Raw genomic sequence first — 17,788 nt, 5'->3', positions numbered from 1 at the left:
CTGATATATGGTATATGGATATAAAATAAGAAAAGAATAATTTTTTTGGCAAATCTTACTGACGAAACTGTAGTATAATATATTGTATTGTATGAAAAAGAGAGTTATTCTATATAAGTGTTTTATAGATAATGTGTAATCAGTCGTCAAAACATGAAGAATGTTGACTCCTGGTTTTTTATTTTTGCCGTAACAATGTTTCAGGAGGATGTCATGAAAAGAAGTACCGAGTTTCTAAAAAGTTTAGATGTAAAATTAATTTTAATTTTGTGTGCACTATGTGTGACGAGTATAGCTGCTATATATAGCAGTCAGCAAACGGGACAGTATGGAGCTGCAAACTTTGCTATGAAACAAGGTGTTAACTACATAATTGGGGTTGTATTGTTACTTCTTGTTGCAAGCATCGACTTAGATCAATTGCAAAAATTATCTTGGCCACTTTATATTGCCGGGTTTGGTTCACTTATTCTTTTGAAAATACTACCGGTTTCCACCTTCACACCTGAAAAATTAGGTGCAAAAAGATGGTTCGTTTTTCCAGTACTTGGACAAATTCAGCCGTCGGAGTTTTTCAAAATTGCATTGCTTCTTGTAGTAGCAAGCATAGCTGTGAAACATAATGCGCAGTATATGGCGAGGACATTCCAAACGGATTTAAAATTAGTAGGTAAAATTATGCTAGTTTCTCTTCCGCCTATGGCTGTTGTATATAGCCAACCGGATACAGGTATGGTGTTCTTATATGCTGCTGCTATTGCATGTATTTTATTTATGTCAGGTATTCAAAAGAAATTGATAGCATTATGTACAGTTATTCCGTTGACCATATTATCTGCTTTAATATTTATTTTCTTTAAGTATCCAGATTTTTTCTATAATAAGTTAGTTACTTTACTAAAACCTCACCAACAGTCGCGTATTGTAGGTTGGTTAAATCCATTTGAAAATGCAGATCAAGGTTATCAAACGCAACAATCGATTTTAGCTGTAGGTAGTGGAGGAATGGAAGGTAAAGGATACGGTGGAGGAAGCGTCTATATCCCAGAGAAGCATACTGACTTTATTTTCGCTACAATTGCCGAAGAAGGTGGATTTATCGTAGCAGCCTTAGTTGTCTTCTTGTTCCTATTACTACTATATCGAACAATTATTATTGGTTATTCCGCTGATAATTTATTTGGTACATTATTATGCGCTGGATCAATCGGTATATTAACAGTTCAAATATTCCAAAACATCGGTATGATCGTTGGATTAATGCCTGTAAAAGGTATTGCATTACCTTTCTTATCGTATGGGGGAAGTTCCTTATTCTCAAATATGATTATGATGGGGCTCATATTATCGGTACGGAAAACTTATAAAAAATATATGTTTTCAGTTAAGTAAAAAAAGCTGGTTCGTTTTTAAACGAACCAGCTTTTTTACATATATGCTCATAAACGTTGCAAACTAAACAGGATAGCAGTTTGAGACGGGTAAGGAGTGCAAAGTGATGCATATGCATATTTTTGAAGGAGCACGACATCTTTCTACTAGTGAATGGGTTATTCGGGCTATTATAGCATACATATTTTTAATATTAGTTGCGAAAGCGATGGGGCAAAGGTCTATCGCACAACTTCGTTTTTTAGATGTTGTATTAGTGTTATTGCTTGGTGGGAATATTTCTAACGCATTGTCTGATGAAAAAGTAGGGTTACTGGGATCGATGATTACAACGTTCATACTTGTTGTACTTCATATTATAAGCTCAGTTTTAATGCTGAAATGGGATAGATGGAGACGCTTTTTAGAGCCTGCACCTATTATTCTTATACACAATGGTTCCATTGATTTTAGCAATTTGAAAAAGGCGAGAATTACCTTGGAATATTTGTTTTCGGAACTTCGTATGCGAAATGTGAGCGATATTCAAACGATTAAATTAGCGTTATGGGAAGCAAACGGTGTCGTTTCTATATTTCGGTATCCAGAATATGAAGCAGTTTCGCGGCTTGATCTTAAAGTGGCGGGAAAAAAATCTCCAGTTTCTTTTGTATTAGTAAAGGATGGGAGGATACAGAAAGATGTTCTTGCATTATTAGGAAAAACAGAAGCGTGGGCGAGAGAATTTCTAGAGGAGAGTACAGAAGTCGAATCTATTATGTTAGCTACAGTAGATGAATCACATAAAATAAATATTTTGTTAAAAAAATGAAAAATATACGCATTTTGTCGTTTCGTACATATGATACAATAGTGTGGACAACGAAAAAGGAGGCGATACGGTGGGATATGTAGAAGAATTACGAAAAATAGTTGGTCATCGCCCTTTAATTTTAGTTGGTGCTGTTGTACTCGTTATAAATGAAAATGGATATGTTTTATTGCAGCAGCGGACAGAGCCGTACGGAAAATGGGGGCTACCTGGCGGGCTAATGGAGCTTAGTGAATCACCAGAAGAAACAGCTTATCGTGAAGTATATGAAGAGACAGGAATAAAAGTGAAGAACTTGCGACTAATCAATGTATTTTCTGGAGCGAACTACTTTACAAAATTAGAAAACGGTGATGAATTTCAATCTGTAACAACCGCCTATTATACGGATGAATACGAAGGGGATTTTGTTATGAATAAAGAAGAAGCAGTTCAGCTTAAATTCTTTTCAGTAACAGAACTACCTGACTATATTGTAGGATCGCATAAAAAAATGATTGCTGAATATATGAAGATTATGGAAAAAAAGATATAATAATAGTGAAAGAAATACAAAAACACAGCTCTGGTTGGTAGTCCAGACGCATGATTTCATGTCAGTAACCTTCCCCTCCGGGATGTCCCGTATTTCTAATCTTTTAAAGGAGGGGCTGTCCATGGATTTGACAGTATATCACGATGGCCAATTTTTTGTTGGAATCATTACATGTAAAGAAAAAGGGAAATTGTATGGGGCGAGGTATATTTTTGGGGCGGAACCGTCAGATGAAGAAGTGCTTATGTTTGTGAATGGTTCACTTTTAGAGCATTTTCAGCACTTTGCAAAATGTGGTGTAGAAGTTAAAGAAAAACAGCGTCCTAAAAACATAAAGCGTATCATACGACAAGCAGCAAAAGAAACAACTATTAAACGTTTTACTAAGGCGCAAGAGGCGATTAGTTTATCTTATGAATTGCATAAACAAGAAAAGAAACTGCAGTCTAAAGAGAAGCGAGAAGCTGAAAAAGAAAGAAGATGTTTAATGAAAGTACAAAAAGCAAAGCAAAAACATCGTGGTCATTAAAGAAAAGGTGTTAGAGCAAGAGCTCTAACACCTTTTCTATACTTAAATACAAGTAAACTTACTTGTATTTCATAAACATTAACTGGTAAGATACAAATAGGTAGTTTTAGAGGAGGGAAAAGAGTGATTAATTTTAACTTTTTTATGAATGATGTTGTCCGCCAAGCGCGTGAAGAGATTGTCTCTGCTGGATATACAGAATTGACGACGCCAGAAGCGGTAGAAGAAGCGTTTAAAAGAAATGGAACAACACTTGTAATGGTAAACTCTGTATGTGGTTGTGCAGGTGGTATTGCTCGTCCTGCTGCTGCGCATTCCGTACATTATGATAAACGTCCTAACCACCTTGTAACGGTGTTTGCAGGTCAAGATAAAGAAGCGACAGCAAGAGCGCGTGAATATTTCGAAGGGTACCCACCTTCTTCTCCATCATTTGCTTTATTAAAAGATGGAAAAATTGTAACGATGGTAGAGCGTCATGAAATTGAAGGTCATGAACCGATGCAAGTTATTGCGAAATTACAATCGTATTTCGAAGAGAATTGTGAAGAACTATAAAAAATAAGAGAAAAGGCGGCACGTCCACAATCAAGTGGATGTGCCGCCTTTTTTATTTATTATTAAAATTTCTGAGATATGCATAGTTGTGTTATTTTATGCATCATTTTATACATAACAAACAGCATTTATATTGTTTCATTATTTATTTTTATTTTATATATTGCATAAAAATAAAAGTGCTGATACAATACAAACATCGAATAAATATTCTATTAAACTTTTAAATATACATTATTAGGGGGAAGAAAGATGAAGAAGTTAGTATCAATATCGTTTGCACTTATTTTAATTGTAAGTATATTCAGCGCTTGTAGTAATGGGGAATCGAAAGAAACAAAAGGAAATAAAAAAGTACTCGTAATGGGAACTTCAGCAGATTATAAACCTTATGAATATGTAGATGCGTCAAAGAGCGATGAAATTATTGGCTTTGATGTTGATGTTGCTAAATATATCGGAAAAGAACTTGGGTATGAAGTGAAAGTGAAAGATATGGATTTTGGTGGTTTATTAGCATCTCTTAGTTCAGGAAAAGTTGATTTCGTAATGGCAGGTATGACGCCAACTGCAGAGCGTAAAAATAATGTTGATTTTACAGATATTTATTTTGTTGCGAAAAATATGGTCGTTTCTAAAAAGGATTCTAACATTAAATCTGTAGAGGATTTAAAAGGGAAAAAAGTAGGGGTACAAACAGGGTCTATTCAAGAAGAGAAAGCTTCAGAATTTAAAAAACAAGTAGATTTCCAAGTTGAGGGACGTGACCGTATACCAGAAATCGTACAAGAAATTAAAGCTGGTCGTTTTGACGCTGCAATTATAGAAGATACAGTTGCTAAAAATTATTTAGAGAAAATGAAAGATTTACAAGGAATTGAAATTAAAGAAGCACCAGAAGAAGTTGGAGCAGCAATTGCCCTTCCGAAAAACAGTGATAAAACAGCTGAATTTAATAAAGTAATTAAAAAAATGCAAGAAAGTGGAGAAATGGATAAATTAGTGAAGAAATGGTTTGGCAGCGGAAAATAAGCTGCCTTTCACTTTTCTGTGAGGGGAATGAAAAGAATGAACTTAGATTTTTCGGCGATTACGCCTTCGATACCATATATACTAAAAGGTTTAGAAGTTACTTTGAAAATTGTAGCAGTATCAGCTTTAGCAGGATTTATTTTAGGAACGCTATTAGCACTTTGTAAAATTGCTAGAATACGAGCATTAAATATAGCAGCAGATTTTTATACATCAATTTTTCGTGGTACACCCCTTGTATTGCAATTAATGATTATTTATTTCGGCGTCCCACAAATAATTGGTTATGAAATACCAGCATTCTTAGCTGCTGTACTTGCATTTAGCTTGAATTCAGGTGCATACATGTCAGAAGTAATTCGTGCTGGTATTCAAGCGGTTGATAAAGGACAAACAGAAGCAGCAATGGCTTTAGGGATACCGTACGGAAAAATGATGAGAAATATTATTTTCCCTCAAGCATTAAAAAATATATTACCAGCGCTTGTGAACGAATTTGCGACACTTACGAAAGAATCGGCTGTAGTAACAGTAATAGGCGCGACTGATTTAATGCGTCGTGCTTACATTGTAGGCGGTGAGACATTTAAATATCTTGAACCATTACTTTTTGTTGGACTGATTTATTATATGTTAGTCATTATTCTTACATTAGTCGGGAAGGCAATTGAAGGGAGAATGAAGAAAAGTGATTAAAATTGAAAACCTTCATAAATCATTTGGTAAAAACGAAGTATTAAAAGGAATTACAACAACAATTGAAAAAGGGGAAGTAGTCGCAATTATAGGGCCTTCTGGATCAGGGAAATCAACATTTTTACGTTGTATGAATATGTTAGAAGCACCAACGGATGGTCACATTTGGATTGGGACGGAAGAAGTAACGAATCCGAAAACGAATGTTATGCATGTTCGTGAAAATGTCGGTATGGTATTTCAGCATTTTCACTTATTTCCTCATATGACTGTATTAGAAAATATTACGTATGCTCCTATCAATGTAAAAGGGGTAACGAAGCAAGAAGCTGAAAAGAAAGCTGAGAAACTTTTAGAAAAGGTTGGATTAGTAGATAAAAAAGATACGTATCCCAATCGTCTTTCGGGAGGACAAAAGCAACGTGTAGCAATTGCAAGAGCGTTAGCGATGGAACCGGAAGTTATGTTATTTGATGAACCGACATCGGCGCTAGATCCAGAGATGGTGAAAGAAGTGTTAGAAGTTATGAAATCGTTAGTTACGACAGGAATGACGATGGCTATCGTTACACATGAAATGGGCTTTGCAAAAGAAGTGGCAGATCGTGTTCTTTTCTTGGACGGAGGAAAGCTTGTAGAAGATAGTGCGCCAGAAGAATTTTTTGCAGCGCCGAAAAGTGAACGTGCGCAACAATTTTTACAAAAAATATTGTAATATGAAAAGGTTATGTGAATAATAAGTAGAAAAGGATGACATTGTGTCATCCTTTTTTTATACTAGCTGTAAATACGTTTATACATATAGGAGTAATGATATGTTTAAAATTGGATATCGTACAGTAAAAACAGCAATAGGGACAGGTGCGGCAGTTTTTATTGCTCAGTTATTAGGGTTAGAATTTTATAGTTCAGCAGGTATTTTAGTTATTTTATGTGTACAAAATACGAAGCGCAAATCACTTCAAGTGTCGTTACATCGTTTTCTAGCGTGTGTATTATCAATGGCATTCGCGTTTTGTATTTTTGAAACGATTGGCTATACACCACTTGCAATTAGCATATTGTTACTTACATTTATTCCGACTGCAGTAATGCTTAAAATTCAAGAAGGTATTGTCACGAGTTCAGTTATTGTTATGCATCTATATTCATTGAAGCAAATTACATGGCTTATAGTTGGAAATGAAATTGCTATATTAACGATAGGGATTAGCGTGGCGTTATTAGTAAATATGTATATGCCGAGTAGTGAAAATAAGCTAAAAGAGTATCAGGATAAAATAGAGAATAATTTTAAAACGATTTTGTTTGAAATGGTTGTGTATTTACGAAATCGAGAAAGTAGTTGGAGTGGAGCAGAACTCATTGAAACCGAGAATATGTTAAATGAAGCAAGAGATTTATCGTTTAAAAAACTTGAGAATGCATTTATGCGAGAAGATGATTATTACTATCGTTATTTTAATATGCGTATGCAACAATTCGAAATTTTAGAGCGAATGATACCACTAGCAGCTTCTTTATCGTGGACATATGAACAAGCTGACATGATTGCAGATGTTGTTGAAAACATTGGTAATGCTATTAGCCCTGAGAGTACTGGCGTTATTTCCTTAAGGCAGCTTCAAGAAATGAGGGGATTATTTAGAGACATGCCATTGCCAGCTACACGCGAAGAATTTGAGATACGTGCGAAACTTGTTCAACTTGTGTATGAAATGGAACAATATTTACTCATTAAAAGTCGCTTTAAGGGAAAGGATAATATAAAAGAACTTATATAGAAGGTAGGAATTATCTATGCCGTATCTTCTCTCTATCATATTATGTCTTTCTTTATCGCCGATTTGGCCTCTTGGGGATAATCCACGTGCCGGAGATCCTTTTATTATTGTAAATAAAGCAACGAATAAATTAGCTTACATTGACGATGGAAAGATTCAAAAGGTTTTTCCAGTAGCGACAGGGAAAACGAATGAATTAACTCCAGAAGGAAATTTTGATGTTGTAATGAAAGCAAAGGATCCGTATTACATTGCGAAGGATATTCCAGGTGGATCGCCAAAAAATCCACTTGGGTCAAGGTGGATTGGATTTAATGCAAGAGGAACTGATGGAAGTAAATATGGAATACATGGAACAAACCAACCGAGTTCAATTGGAAAGTATATTTCACAAGGGTGTATAAGAATGAAGAAAAACGATGTGGAATATTTGTTTGATCGCATTCCAATTGGAACGAAAGTATGGATTGTGAAATCGAAAAAATCATTTCAGCAATTGGCAAAAGAAAAAGGAGCCGTTGCATATGAAAAAGCCAACGAAAAGGTTGGCTTTTTCTATTATAATAAGTTGTCTTGACATGTGTACATAACCGTGCGTTAATGAGAGTATAGAAAGATAAAATTAGATAAAGGGGTTGCTCATATGTACTTGAATCCAAAACTTTCGTATATGCAGTTTTTTATGGGATTTCTATTTGTTATTACATTCATATTGGCAACTTTTAATATATGTTCTTATCTTGTAGCGATTGTATGTATGGCATTACTTAATCTCACTTTTGTTATTGGGGCATTTCAGCAGAAACAATATACAAGTTTTGTAATAGCGCTTGTAATGTCATTTTCCTTTAGTATTGTAGCGATTGTGTTTTATATAAAATAAACCATCTCGATGTCGAGATGGTTTATTTTGTTATGTGTAAAAAGTAAAAAAAGGACGAACACATCGCCCTTTTTACCAAAACATACTCGCGCCAGCAAGTAATGTTGTTACAAGCATAGAAATTAGCATCACATAAACCATAACTTTTTGAGCTTTTTTATGCATCGTTATACCTCCTTGCAAATCAGTACAATTTCATTGTAACGAGAAATGAAATTATGGACAAGGGGAGAGTGAGGACAAAATTCGGGAGGGGATTGCAAAATATAACAGGAAATTTGAGAGTGTGTAGAGAATATAGTAAAAGGGTATATTGTTAATTTTTAGTTGGGCAAGCTGAAGAATGGAGATACGATGATGAAAATATACGAAACAGATCGTTTATACTTAAGGGAAATTGATGAGTCGTATGCTGAAACAGTTCTTCAATATTACGACAGAAATCGTGAATTTTTAAAAGCTTGGGAAGAGTATAGACCGGATGATTTTTTTACGCTAGATTATCAAAAGAAAAAGTTGCAAAAGGATAGAAAAGAGTTCGAAGAAGGGAAAATCATCAGACTATGGATTTTTAAAAAGGGTGATGATACGAAAATAATTGGGTGTATTTCATTTAATTTAATCGTTCGTGGCATTTATCAATCTTGTGTACTCAGTTATAAATTAGATAAAGCAGAGTTAAACAAAGGGTATACGACAGAAGCGCTTAGAAAAGCAATTCAAGTTGCTTTTGGGGAATTTCAGTTACATCGTATAGAAGCTCCGATTATGCCTCGTAATTTAGCATCTATACAAGTAGTAACGAAGATAGGTTTTCAATATGAAGGCGTGTCTAGGAAGATGTTAATGGTAAATGGCGTGTGGGAAGATCATATGCGCTGGGTATTGTTAAATGAGTAATAGAAAGCAGATGGTTATCTAGACATGTAAACCATCTGTTTTTTGTCTTGTATTTCGAAACTTTTGCGAAATTCTGTTATAATTAATAGTGTTACATACATAATGGTAGTGCAGGAGGCGCAGTCTTATGATTAATCAAGAACGTTTAGTAAATGAATTTATGGAATTAGTACAAGTAGATTCTGAAACGAAATTTGAAGCAGAAATCTGCAAAGTATTAACGAAGAAATTCACAGATTTAGGTGTAGAAGTATTTGAAGATGACACAATGGCTGTAACTGGTCATGGTGCAGGTAACTTAATTTGTACTTTACCAGCAACAAAAGATGGTGTTGATACAATTTACTTTACTTCTCATATGGATACAGTAGTTCCTGGTAATGGAATTAAGCCTTCTATTAAAGATGGATATATCGTATCAGATGGTACAACAATTTTAGGTGCGGATGATAAAGCTGGATTAGCATCAATGTTCGAAGCAATCCGTGTTTTAAAAGAGAAAAATATCCCTCATGGTAAAATTGAATTTATTATTACAGTCGGAGAAGAATCAGGTCTTGTTGGTGCAAAAGCATTAGACCGTGAGCGTATTACAGCGAAATATGGCTACGCATTAGATAGCGATGGAAAAGTTGGTGAAATCGTTGTTGCAGCTCCAACACAAGCGAAAGTGAACGCAATTATTCGCGGAAAAACAGCTCACGCTGGTGTAGCGCCGGAGAAAGGTGTATCTGCAATTACTATCGCAGCGAAAGCAATTGCGAAGATGCCACTTGGTCGCATTGACTCTGAAACGACTGCAAATATTGGACGTTTTGAAGGTGGTACACAAACGAATATCGTTTGCGATCATGTACAAATCTTTGCAGAAGCTCGTTCTTTAATCAATGAGAAAATGGAAGCACAAGTTGCGAAAATGAAAGAAGCATTTGAAACAACTGCAAAAGAAATGGGCGGGCATGCAGACGTTGAAGTAAACGTTATGTACCCAGGATTTAAATTTGCTGATGGCGATCACGTTGTAGAAGTTGCAAAACGTGCAGCTGAAAAAATTGGTCGTACACCTTCTCTTCACCAAAGTGGTGGCGGAAGTGATGCAAACGTAATTGCAGGACATGGTATCCCAACAGTTAACTTAGCAGTTGGTTATGAAGAAATTCATACAACAAACGAGAAGATTCCTGTTGAAGAATTAGCAAAAACAGCAGAATTAGTTGTTGCAATTATTGAAGAAGTAGCGAAGTAATGAAATAGAAAAAGCGTGTAAATCAATTGTGATTTACACGCTTTTTATTTTGATTCGATTGCTTTGACAAGACGTATAAGCCAATATAAGAAAACCTATGGAAGTATATACGTTGTTGCTACATGTACTAGACGAAGGAATAATCCTAACGTATTCATATTGAAAATCGGAAGTAGTAAATAATTAATTGCAATGATTAATATAACTACAAGGCATGTATAGTTGAGTTTATCCCGCTATTTGCCGGACAGTAAGCTCCCTACCTCAAAATTCTGCGAAAGTAAAGAAGTTAAGTGGGGGCCCTGCTGCCCGCAAAAACCCGATTGGTGAGGCTGATTAAAGTTTCACTTTATTAGTTGATCTCATCATAATCAGACCCTTTCACATATATATCCTCTTTATATCGATTATAAAAAAGAACAAGTAATTATTATAACTATTGTGCAAAATTTGATATAATGAAAGAACGAACGTTCTGATTAGGGAGTGAGTACTATGCGAGAAATGTATCCGAAAAATGGTCGTGTTATTTTACATGTAGATATGAATTGCTTTTTCGCATCTGTTGAAATTGCTCATGATCCATCATTACAAGGAAAGCCATTAGCGGTTGCTGGAAATGAAAAAGAGAGAAAAGGAATTATTATAACATGTAGTTATGAGGCCAGAGAATACGGAATACGTACGACGATGCCCCTTTGGGAAGCGAAAAGGTTATGCCCGCAATTAGTTGTAAGGCGTCCTAATTTCACATTATATCGCGAAGCTTCATTTCAAATGTTTCAAGTCCTTTCCCGTTTTACAGAAAAGATACAACCAGTCTCAATAGATGAAGGATATTTAGATATTACAGATTGCTACGCACTTGGTTCGCCTCTTGAAATAGCAAAGATGATTCAACAAGCACTATTAACAGAGTTGCAGCTTCCGTGTAGTATCGGAATTGCTCCAAATCTTTTCCTAGCAAAAACAGCTTCTGATATGAAAAAACCTCTCGGTATTACCGTACTTCGAAAACGTGATGTTCCAGAAATGATTTGGACACTTCCAGTTGAAGCAATGCATGGGATTGGAGAAAAAACAGCTGAAAAATTAAATGAAATTCATATACATACAATTGAACAGTTAGCGAAGGGAGACGAGCATATCATTCGCGCTAAAATTGGGAAGCACGGTATTGATTTACAAAAGCGTGCAAAAGGTACGGATGATAGGGAAGTGGATCCGAGTCAAATGGGCCAACATAAAAGTGTCGGTAACTCGATGACTTTTTCAAAGGATATGGATGAAGAGAAAGAATTGCTTGATATGTTAGAACGTTTATCAAAATCAGTGAGTAAAAGATTACAAAAGCGAACCCTTGTCAGCTATAATATTCAAATTATGATTAAATACCATGATAGGCGAACAGTAACACGGAGTAAGCAATTGAAAAATGCAATTTGGGAAGAACGCGATATTTTTCAAGCAGCATCCCGTTTATGGAAGCAACATTGGGATGGTGATTCCGTTCGTTTACTAGGTGTTACAGCTACTGAAATAGAGTGGAAGACAGAATCGGTGAAACAATTAGATTTGTTTTCATTTGAAGAGGATGCGAAAAAAGAACCACTACTTGCTGTCATTGATCAAATTAATGATAAGTATGGAACACCGATTTTACAACGAGGTAGTCAACTACTACGTAAGCAAGAGAAGTCGTTTCAACAAAAGTTAGAAAATAAATTTATGTAGAAGGTGTCATGAAGTAGTAAAATCATGACACCTTTCCTATTATACAGGTACCAAGTGATACGAGAGCATTTGTCCGTAACCCAGCCATTCGGTGTCTCCATTGTCTTTCCATTCCAATGCAAGCTCCTACAATAATTGCGATAACTAATCTGAATACAATGTCGTACCATACCATCATGGTCACCTCCATATATAAATATGTGTTATGTTTTTTAGAATGAGCGGGGAATATCCACTCATTCTTATTTTTACAACCAGCTATGAAACTTTTTAATATAAAGCTTTTTTAGGAACTGTGTTAAAAAAGCGTAGCCTAATAGTATTCCTACTAACCAAGGGAAGTAGTTAAGTGGCAATGCTTGCAAACCAACGGCTGCACCAAGTGGTGAGAATGGAATATAAATCCCGATTGCCATAATAAGAGCGGTTAATAAAACGACTGGTGTTGATGCAGTGCTTTGAATAAATGGAATCTTTTGTGTTCTTATCATGTGAACAATTAAAGTTTGTGTTAACAATCCAACGACAAACCAACCGGACTGGAATAATGATTGCTCGCTCGGTGTATTTGCACCAAATACATTCCACATGACTACGTATGTGATAATATCAAATACGGAACTAATTGGGCCGATAGAAATAATGAAGCTTCGTAAGTTTGCAGTATCCCATTTTCGTGGTTTTTCTAGAAACTCTTTATCCATTTTGTCCCATGGAATAGAAAGTTGTGAAATATCATAAAGTAAGTTTTGAATTAAAAGATGAATGGCAAGCATCGGTAAAAAAGGAATGAAAGCACTTGCTACTAACACGCTAAACACATTACCGAAGTTAGAGCTAGCTGTCATCTTAATATATTTTAAAATATTTCCGAATGTAGTACGTCCTTCTAAAATACCTGCTTCTAATATAGTTAAACTTTTTTCGAGTAGAATAATATCGGAAGCTTCTTTCGCAATATCAGTAGCAGTATTAACAGATATTCCGACATCAGCTTCACGTAATGCTACAGCATCGTTAATGCCGTCTCCCATGTAACCTACAGTGTGTCCATTTCCTTGTAATGCGTGTATAATACGAGATTTTTGCATTGGATTAAGCTTCGCAAATACAGTCGTTTCTTCAGCAAGTTTTGCTAATGCTTTATCTGGTAAAGAATCAATCTCGTAACCGAGGATTGGTTCGCCGATATCTAATCCAACTTCTTTACAAACCTTTCTTGTAACAATTTCGTTATCGCCAGTTAAAATTTTCACTTGTACACCATGTTTTTGTAATGCTTGAATTGCAGCTGCTGCAGATGGTTTCGGTGGATCTAAAAAGCCGATATATCCACTGAGAATCATATCAGTTTCGTCTTTTACTGCGTACTCTGTATCATTTATTCTTCTATCTTTTTTATAAGCCACAGCAATAACTCGCATACCTTCACTATTTAGTGTCTCACTTAGTTTTTTGACATTTGAACGTATTTCCTCGGTGAGTGGAACGATTTTTTCATCCACTTCAGTGTAGTTACAAATTGATAAAATTTCTTCTACGGCACCTTTACAAACCATTGTATGTTCACCTGAAATATCCTTTACGATAACTGACATACGCCGGCGGGCGAAATCGAATGGAATTTCATCTAGCTTTTGAAAAGCTGATGGATTAAATTTATTGTTTTCCTCTGTATGCTTAATAACAGCTTTATCTATTAAATTTTTCAATCCAGTTTGATAGAAACTATTTAAATAGGCAAATTGCAAGACGCGATTGCATTCATTTCCCTTGGGATCTAAGTGACGAACAAGGACCACTTTATCTTCTGTTAAAGTTCCGGTTTTATCTGTACAAAGAATGTTCATAGCACCTAAGTTTTGAATAGAATTTAGCTGTTTTACAATTACTTTTTGTTTAGACATGTTAACGGCACCTTTAGCTAAATTAGCAGTTACAATCATTGGTAACATTTCAGGTGTAAGGCCAACAGCAACGGCAATAGCGAAGAAGAAAGCTTCTTGCCAATCTCCTTTTGTGAATCCATTAATGAGAAGGACAATAGGTGCCATAATAAGCATGAATGTAATTAAGAGCCAGCTTACTTTGTTTACACCTTTATCAAAGCTTGTTTCTACACGCTTTCCAATTACCTTATTTGCTAAAGAGCCGAAATACGTATCGGTACTTGTTGAGATGACAACAGCTTTTGCGCTGCCACTTACAATATTTGTTCCCATGAAACAAAGGTTTTCCATATCGAGTGGATTGTAATTTTTTTTCATGTTTTTCGGTAAGATATGCTTATTTTCTGTATGGTAGCAGTGTTCGTATTTTTCTACAGGAAGTGCTTCCCCTGTCAAAGAAGATTGATTAACAAATAAATCTTTAGCGGATACAACACGCACATCAGCTGGAACGATATCACCAGCTGAAAGGGAAATAATATCGCCAGGTACAAGTTCCTCAATTGGAATTTCTGTTGTGTAATTTCGGTTTAAATTCTTTACATTTTTTGTTTCATGTACAAATCCATTTATTCTAAATACGCTCGCAGTTGTTCGAACCATAGCTTTTAACTTATCGGCAGCTTTTTGAGAACGAAATTCTTGGGAGAACCGAATCGTTGCACTAAGTAGGACCATTACAGATACGACAATCGTTCCTTGCATATCATCTGTGAAAAAGGAGAGTGCTCCAAGAGCTAATAAAACGAAAATAAATGGATTTTTAAATGCCAATAGAAATTGAATGTACCACGGCGCCATTTTATTATGAGCTATTTCATTCGGACCATATAAAGAAAGTCTACGAGACGCTTCTTGTTTAGATAATCCATCTTGTGTTGTTTCTAAAAGTTTTAACGCAGAGCTTACATCTTGTGTCGCAACCTCCACTAATAATTCGTTATTTGTTTTCATGCTATCTTGCTCATAAGCATGCTTTGTTTCTTGTCTTTGTAAATTAAACATCGGTAGTTCCTCCTCTGTCATGAAGGAGGAAACAATCTGTTACCTAACTATTTGAAATGGTGAGGAACAGTTTCTTTCCTACCTACATGATGAAATATGAATGTAAAACGTATGGGTATCTGGGCCGAATCATCAATTGCCAACTGTTCCTCACCTCCGTACAATTTAGTAGTTTCTGAATATGCTATGTTTGTTTCATAGTAAGGTGCATATAGACGTAAAAAGACCTTTACTCAAAACGAGTAAAGGTCTGAATTCGCAGTTAAAAGAGTCCACAACAAAGACTGTTAGTAGATATAAATAAAAACAGTTTTTGTGTATGACAAAATACATGCACCTCTCCCTCGTTGAGTTTTAGCACTGTATAGCATAGGTACTGAAACCAGCTACGTTAAAAAAGGCCTTCATTCCGACCTTTCCTGTTGACCCATTGGCGTCTCTCGACATTTTTGGGCAGCAGCGTTTCTCTATACAGGAGCCTCACCTAACAGAGACCATATTCAATTACATGTTGATGTTAGCACTGTAAAATCTTAGTGTCAATATCTTTTTTATCTGTGTTTTTAAAATATTAAATGGATTTATAATAGATATATGGGATGAAATGCATGATATTGATTATAAATAATATGGAAAATAAATATTTTTATAAAAGGGGAATTTGTAATGGTACCACAAAATTTTATTATAAATATTGAGAATCAAAAATGGTTGTTTAATGAGCAGGAAGATTTATGTTCTCATGGAGAAATATATTTAAATATGGCTGGAACGATTATTACGCAGGCAGGTATGGATGAGGAATGGGGAATAAGTGAATCAGCTTTAGCTTTGTTACGAACTTTAGATAAAGAATATATTTGTGATATTGAAAATGAAGAGGGGCTTATTTTGCACGGATGTGGCACTATGCTAATGTTAGGATGCCCAATTTCAATTCATTGGACTATAAACCATATAGGTAAAAACGTGATTTTAAAGGACTTTGTCAAAGTTATTTCTACTGATCAAAAGGCTATATACTATGAAGGACTTCATATAGAATTGAATGAAAATGAATATAGAAGACAAATTGTTTCTTTTGCACTACAAGCAAAAGAATTATTTAATAAATCAAGTGACAAGATAATTTTAGATGAGTTTGATCAAAGGATGTATACAAACTTTTGGACGGAATATGACGATTTACTAAATAAGTATAAATAAAAAAGCACTGTAACCAGTGCTTTTTTATTTATAGATTACGAGATTGTAGGGTTTTCAAAAATAACAATCTCTGAACTGTTTGTAGTTGAAACACGTTGGGCGTAATATGTTAAAGCTGAAGAAATATATGCTGGTAACGTATCATTTGTATGTGATGTTGTATATTCATGGATTAATTCCTTTAAAGTTGTCCATTCTAATTGTGCTGGGTGATCAGACACGAAAGAACTTACCCAGCGATCAAATGAAGATGAAAAATCAGTTTGTAAACGAAATACTTCTTTCATAATAAAACGCTCCCTTAAAATGTAGTATAATCATTTTACCATAAAACACGAACGATAGCTAAATTTTTTAAGTATAATGTTCGTGTTATATAGTTGTCTAGATGATTGGTTATGTAAATTCAATTTGCCATTTGAAATAACATTCCGTAAGATGAGAGATAGAGTATATTTAGAGCTGGAGGAAAGAAAGTGGAATTTGTATTTTTAGGAACTGGTGCAGGTGTTCCTTCAAAAGGAAGGAACGTTTCAGCAATTGCTTTACAATTGTTAGAAGAACGAGGACAAACTTGGTTATTTGATTGTGGCGAGGCCACGCAACATCAAATATTACATACATCTGTACGTCCGCGCCGCATTGAAAAAATATTTATTACGCATTTACATGGCGATCATATTTTTGGATTGCCTGGTTTATTAGGTAGCCGTTCATTTCAAGGAGGAACTACGCCTTTAACGGTGTATGGACCGAAAGGAATTAAACAATTTATTGAAGTGGCATTATCGGTAAGTACGACACATGTGAAATATCCACTTGAAGTTGTGGAGATAACAGAAGAAGGTACCGTATTTGAAGATAATGAATTTTATGTAGAAACGAAAAGATTGTCACACGGTATAGAATGTTTTGGATATCGTATTGTAGAGAAAGATATACAAGGTGCTCTTTTAGTTGATAAGTTGCTTGAGATGGGTGTGAAACCAGGTCCAATCTTTAAACGTTTAAAAGATGGTGAAGCAGTTGAATTAGAGGATGGCACGATATTAAATGGAAATGAGTTTATCGGCCCACCTCAAAAAGGAAGAATTATTACTATCTTAGGTGATACGCGATATTGCGAAGCGAGTAGGGAGCTTGCGCAAGATGCAGATGTACTTGTCCATGAAGCGACTTTCGCAGCAGAAGATGAGCAACAAGCGTATGATTATTTTCATTCTACATCTAAGCAAGCTGCGAGCATTGCACTTCAGGCAAATGCGAAGCGACTAATATTAACTCACATTAGTTCTCGCTATCAAGGAGATACATATAAGGAATTATTGAAAGAGGCTAGAGAGTTGTTTTCTAATACAGAAATAGCGACGGATTTGAAATCATTCCCAGTAGAAAAATGATAATTTTATAAAAAATGGTAACGGCGGGTTACCATTTTTTTATGTCTAAAAAAATTTAAAAATAAAACTGTTATTATTTTATACTTATACTTGGATGATACAGAAAATTAGGATGGTTTGAATATATA

19 protein-coding genes, 1 pseudogene and 1 riboswitch are annotated in these 17,788 nt (G+C 35.1%); of the genes and pseudogenes, 16 read left to right on the top strand and 4 right to left on the bottom strand.

Features of this window, described 5'->3' with window-relative positions; all coding sequences use genetic code 11:
* Nucleotides 1–213 precede the first annotated feature (213 nt).
* The 11 genes from GBN78_RS14910 (at nt 214) to GBN78_RS14860 (ending at nt 8,220) form a co-directional block, all read left to right on the top strand.
* Complete coding sequence (locus GBN78_RS14910) at nt 214–1,392, top strand: FtsW/RodA/SpoVE family cell cycle protein (protein WP_000831182.1); 1,179 nt, start codon at nt 214–216, stop codon at nt 1,390–1,392.
* Between the two features lie 106 nt (nt 1,393–1,498).
* Nucleotides 1,499–2,203, top strand: coding sequence for a DUF421 domain-containing protein (locus GBN78_RS14905; protein WP_000550978.1), 705 nt, complete (start codon nt 1,499–1,501; stop codon nt 2,201–2,203).
* Nucleotides 2,204–2,273: 70 nt separating this feature from the next.
* On the top strand, nt 2,274–2,738 hold the full coding sequence (locus GBN78_RS14900) for an NUDIX hydrolase (protein ID WP_000542555.1): 465 nt from the start codon (nt 2,274–2,276) through the stop codon (nt 2,736–2,738).
* Between the two features lie 121 nt (nt 2,739–2,859).
* On the top strand, nt 2,860–3,267 hold the full coding sequence (locus GBN78_RS14895) for a YjdF family protein (protein ID WP_152127490.1): 408 nt from the start codon (nt 2,860–2,862) through the stop codon (nt 3,265–3,267).
* Between the two features lie 144 nt (nt 3,268–3,411).
* Nucleotides 3,412–3,825, top strand: coding sequence for a BrxA/BrxB family bacilliredoxin (locus GBN78_RS14890; RefSeq protein ID WP_001979317.1), 414 nt, complete (start codon nt 3,412–3,414; stop codon nt 3,823–3,825).
* Nucleotides 3,826–4,077: 252 nt separating this feature from the next.
* Complete coding sequence (locus tag GBN78_RS14885; RefSeq protein WP_000737677.1) at nt 4,078–4,857, top strand: transporter substrate-binding domain-containing protein; 780 nt, start codon at nt 4,078–4,080, stop codon at nt 4,855–4,857.
* Between the two features lie 36 nt (nt 4,858–4,893).
* Nucleotides 4,894–5,553, top strand: coding sequence for an amino acid ABC transporter permease (locus GBN78_RS14880; protein ID WP_001046915.1), 660 nt, complete (start codon nt 4,894–4,896; stop codon nt 5,551–5,553).
* The gene (locus GBN78_RS14875; RefSeq protein WP_000590202.1) at nt 5,546–6,268 is read left to right on the top strand and encodes an amino acid ABC transporter ATP-binding protein; all 723 of its coding nucleotides are present in this window, start codon (nt 5,546–5,548) and stop codon (nt 6,266–6,268) included. Before GBN78_RS14880 ends, GBN78_RS14875 begins: the two co-directional genes overlap by 8 nt.
* A 100-nt stretch (nt 6,269–6,368) precedes the next feature.
* Nucleotides 6,369–7,337 carry an aromatic acid exporter family protein gene (locus GBN78_RS14870; protein WP_000472666.1) on the top strand — a complete coding sequence of 323 codons (969 nt, stop codon included), beginning with the start codon at nt 6,369–6,371 and terminating at the stop codon, nt 7,335–7,337.
* Nucleotides 7,338–7,353: 16 nt separating this feature from the next.
* Nucleotides 7,354–7,914 carry a L,D-transpeptidase gene (locus GBN78_RS14865; RefSeq protein WP_001146563.1) on the top strand — a complete coding sequence of 187 codons (561 nt, stop codon included), beginning with the start codon at nt 7,354–7,356 and terminating at the stop codon, nt 7,912–7,914.
* A gap of 66 nt (nt 7,915–7,980) precedes the next feature.
* A complete protein-coding gene (locus GBN78_RS14860) occupies nt 7,981–8,220 on the top strand; it encodes a DUF3894 domain-containing protein (protein ID WP_000281167.1) in 240 nt (79 codons plus the stop codon).
* A 72-nt stretch (nt 8,221–8,292) separates the two neighbouring features.
* On the opposite strand, the gene prli42 is transcribed toward GBN78_RS14860, so the two are convergent.
* On the bottom strand, nt 8,293–8,385 hold the full coding sequence (gene prli42 / locus GBN78_RS14855) for a stressosome-associated protein Prli42 (protein WP_000549040.1): 93 nt from the start codon (nt 8,383–8,385) through the stop codon (nt 8,293–8,295).
* Nucleotides 8,386–8,574: 189 nt separating this feature from the next.
* Here prli42 and GBN78_RS14850 point away from each other — a divergent pair, with 189 nt between their 5' ends.
* From GBN78_RS14850 to GBN78_RS14840, 3 genes are all read left to right on the top strand, one after another.
* Nucleotides 8,575–9,120 carry a GNAT family N-acetyltransferase gene (locus tag GBN78_RS14850; RefSeq protein ID WP_001987197.1) on the top strand — a complete coding sequence of 182 codons (546 nt, stop codon included), beginning with the start codon at nt 8,575–8,577 and terminating at the stop codon, nt 9,118–9,120.
* A gap of 127 nt (nt 9,121–9,247) precedes the next feature.
* Nucleotides 9,248–10,366, top strand: coding sequence for a tripeptidase T (locus tag GBN78_RS14845; protein WP_000609803.1), 1,119 nt, complete (start codon nt 9,248–9,250; stop codon nt 10,364–10,366).
* 495 nt (nt 10,367–10,861) lie between these two features.
* Nucleotides 10,862–12,100, top strand: coding sequence for a DNA polymerase IV (locus GBN78_RS14840; RefSeq protein WP_152127489.1), 1,239 nt, complete (start codon nt 10,862–10,864; stop codon nt 12,098–12,100).
* 40 nt (nt 12,101–12,140) lie between these two features.
* Here the strand turns inward: GBN78_RS14840 and GBN78_RS14835 are convergent.
* Together GBN78_RS14835 and mgtA are read right to left on the bottom strand one after the other, a co-directional pair.
* Nucleotides 12,141–12,275, bottom strand: a pseudogene (locus GBN78_RS14835) (MgtC/SapB family protein); the annotation flags it as partial.
* A 73-nt stretch (nt 12,276–12,348) separates the two neighbouring features.
* A complete protein-coding gene (gene mgtA / locus GBN78_RS14830; protein WP_000482690.1) occupies nt 12,349–15,054 on the bottom strand; it encodes a magnesium-translocating P-type ATPase in 2,706 nt (901 codons plus the stop codon).
* A gap of 331 nt (nt 15,055–15,385) precedes the next feature.
* A riboswitch (M-box (ykoK) riboswitch) is annotated at nt 15,386–15,553 on the bottom strand.
* A 167-nt stretch (nt 15,554–15,720) separates the two neighbouring features.
* On the opposite strand from mgtA, the gene GBN78_RS14825 reads away from it, so the two are divergent.
* Nucleotides 15,721–16,260 (top strand): hypothetical protein, encoded by a 540-nt coding sequence (locus GBN78_RS14825; RefSeq protein WP_000249056.1) that lies wholly within the window; start codon nt 15,721–15,723, stop codon nt 16,258–16,260.
* 35 nt (nt 16,261–16,295) lie between these two features.
* Here the strand turns inward: GBN78_RS14825 and GBN78_RS14820 are convergent, their stop codons facing one another.
* Entirely contained in the window at nt 16,296–16,547 is a 252-nt protein-coding gene (locus tag GBN78_RS14820; RefSeq protein WP_000665709.1) for a DUF3932 family protein, read from the bottom strand.
* A gap of 189 nt (nt 16,548–16,736) precedes the next feature.
* Between GBN78_RS14820 and rnz the strand changes: the two genes are divergently transcribed.
* Nucleotides 16,737–17,660, top strand: a complete 924-nt coding sequence (gene rnz, locus GBN78_RS14815) for a ribonuclease Z (protein WP_000397453.1) — start codon at nt 16,737–16,739, stop codon at nt 17,658–17,660.
* The last annotated feature ends 128 nt before the right edge of the window (nt 17,661–17,788 follow it).

The organism is Bacillus sp. B2-WWTP-C-10-Post-4, from assembly GCF_009183805.1.
Lineage (GTDB): Bacteria > Bacillota > Bacilli > Bacillales > Bacillaceae_G > Bacillus_A > Bacillus_A cereus.
This window is presented reverse-complemented; position numbering and strand designations above follow the sequence as displayed.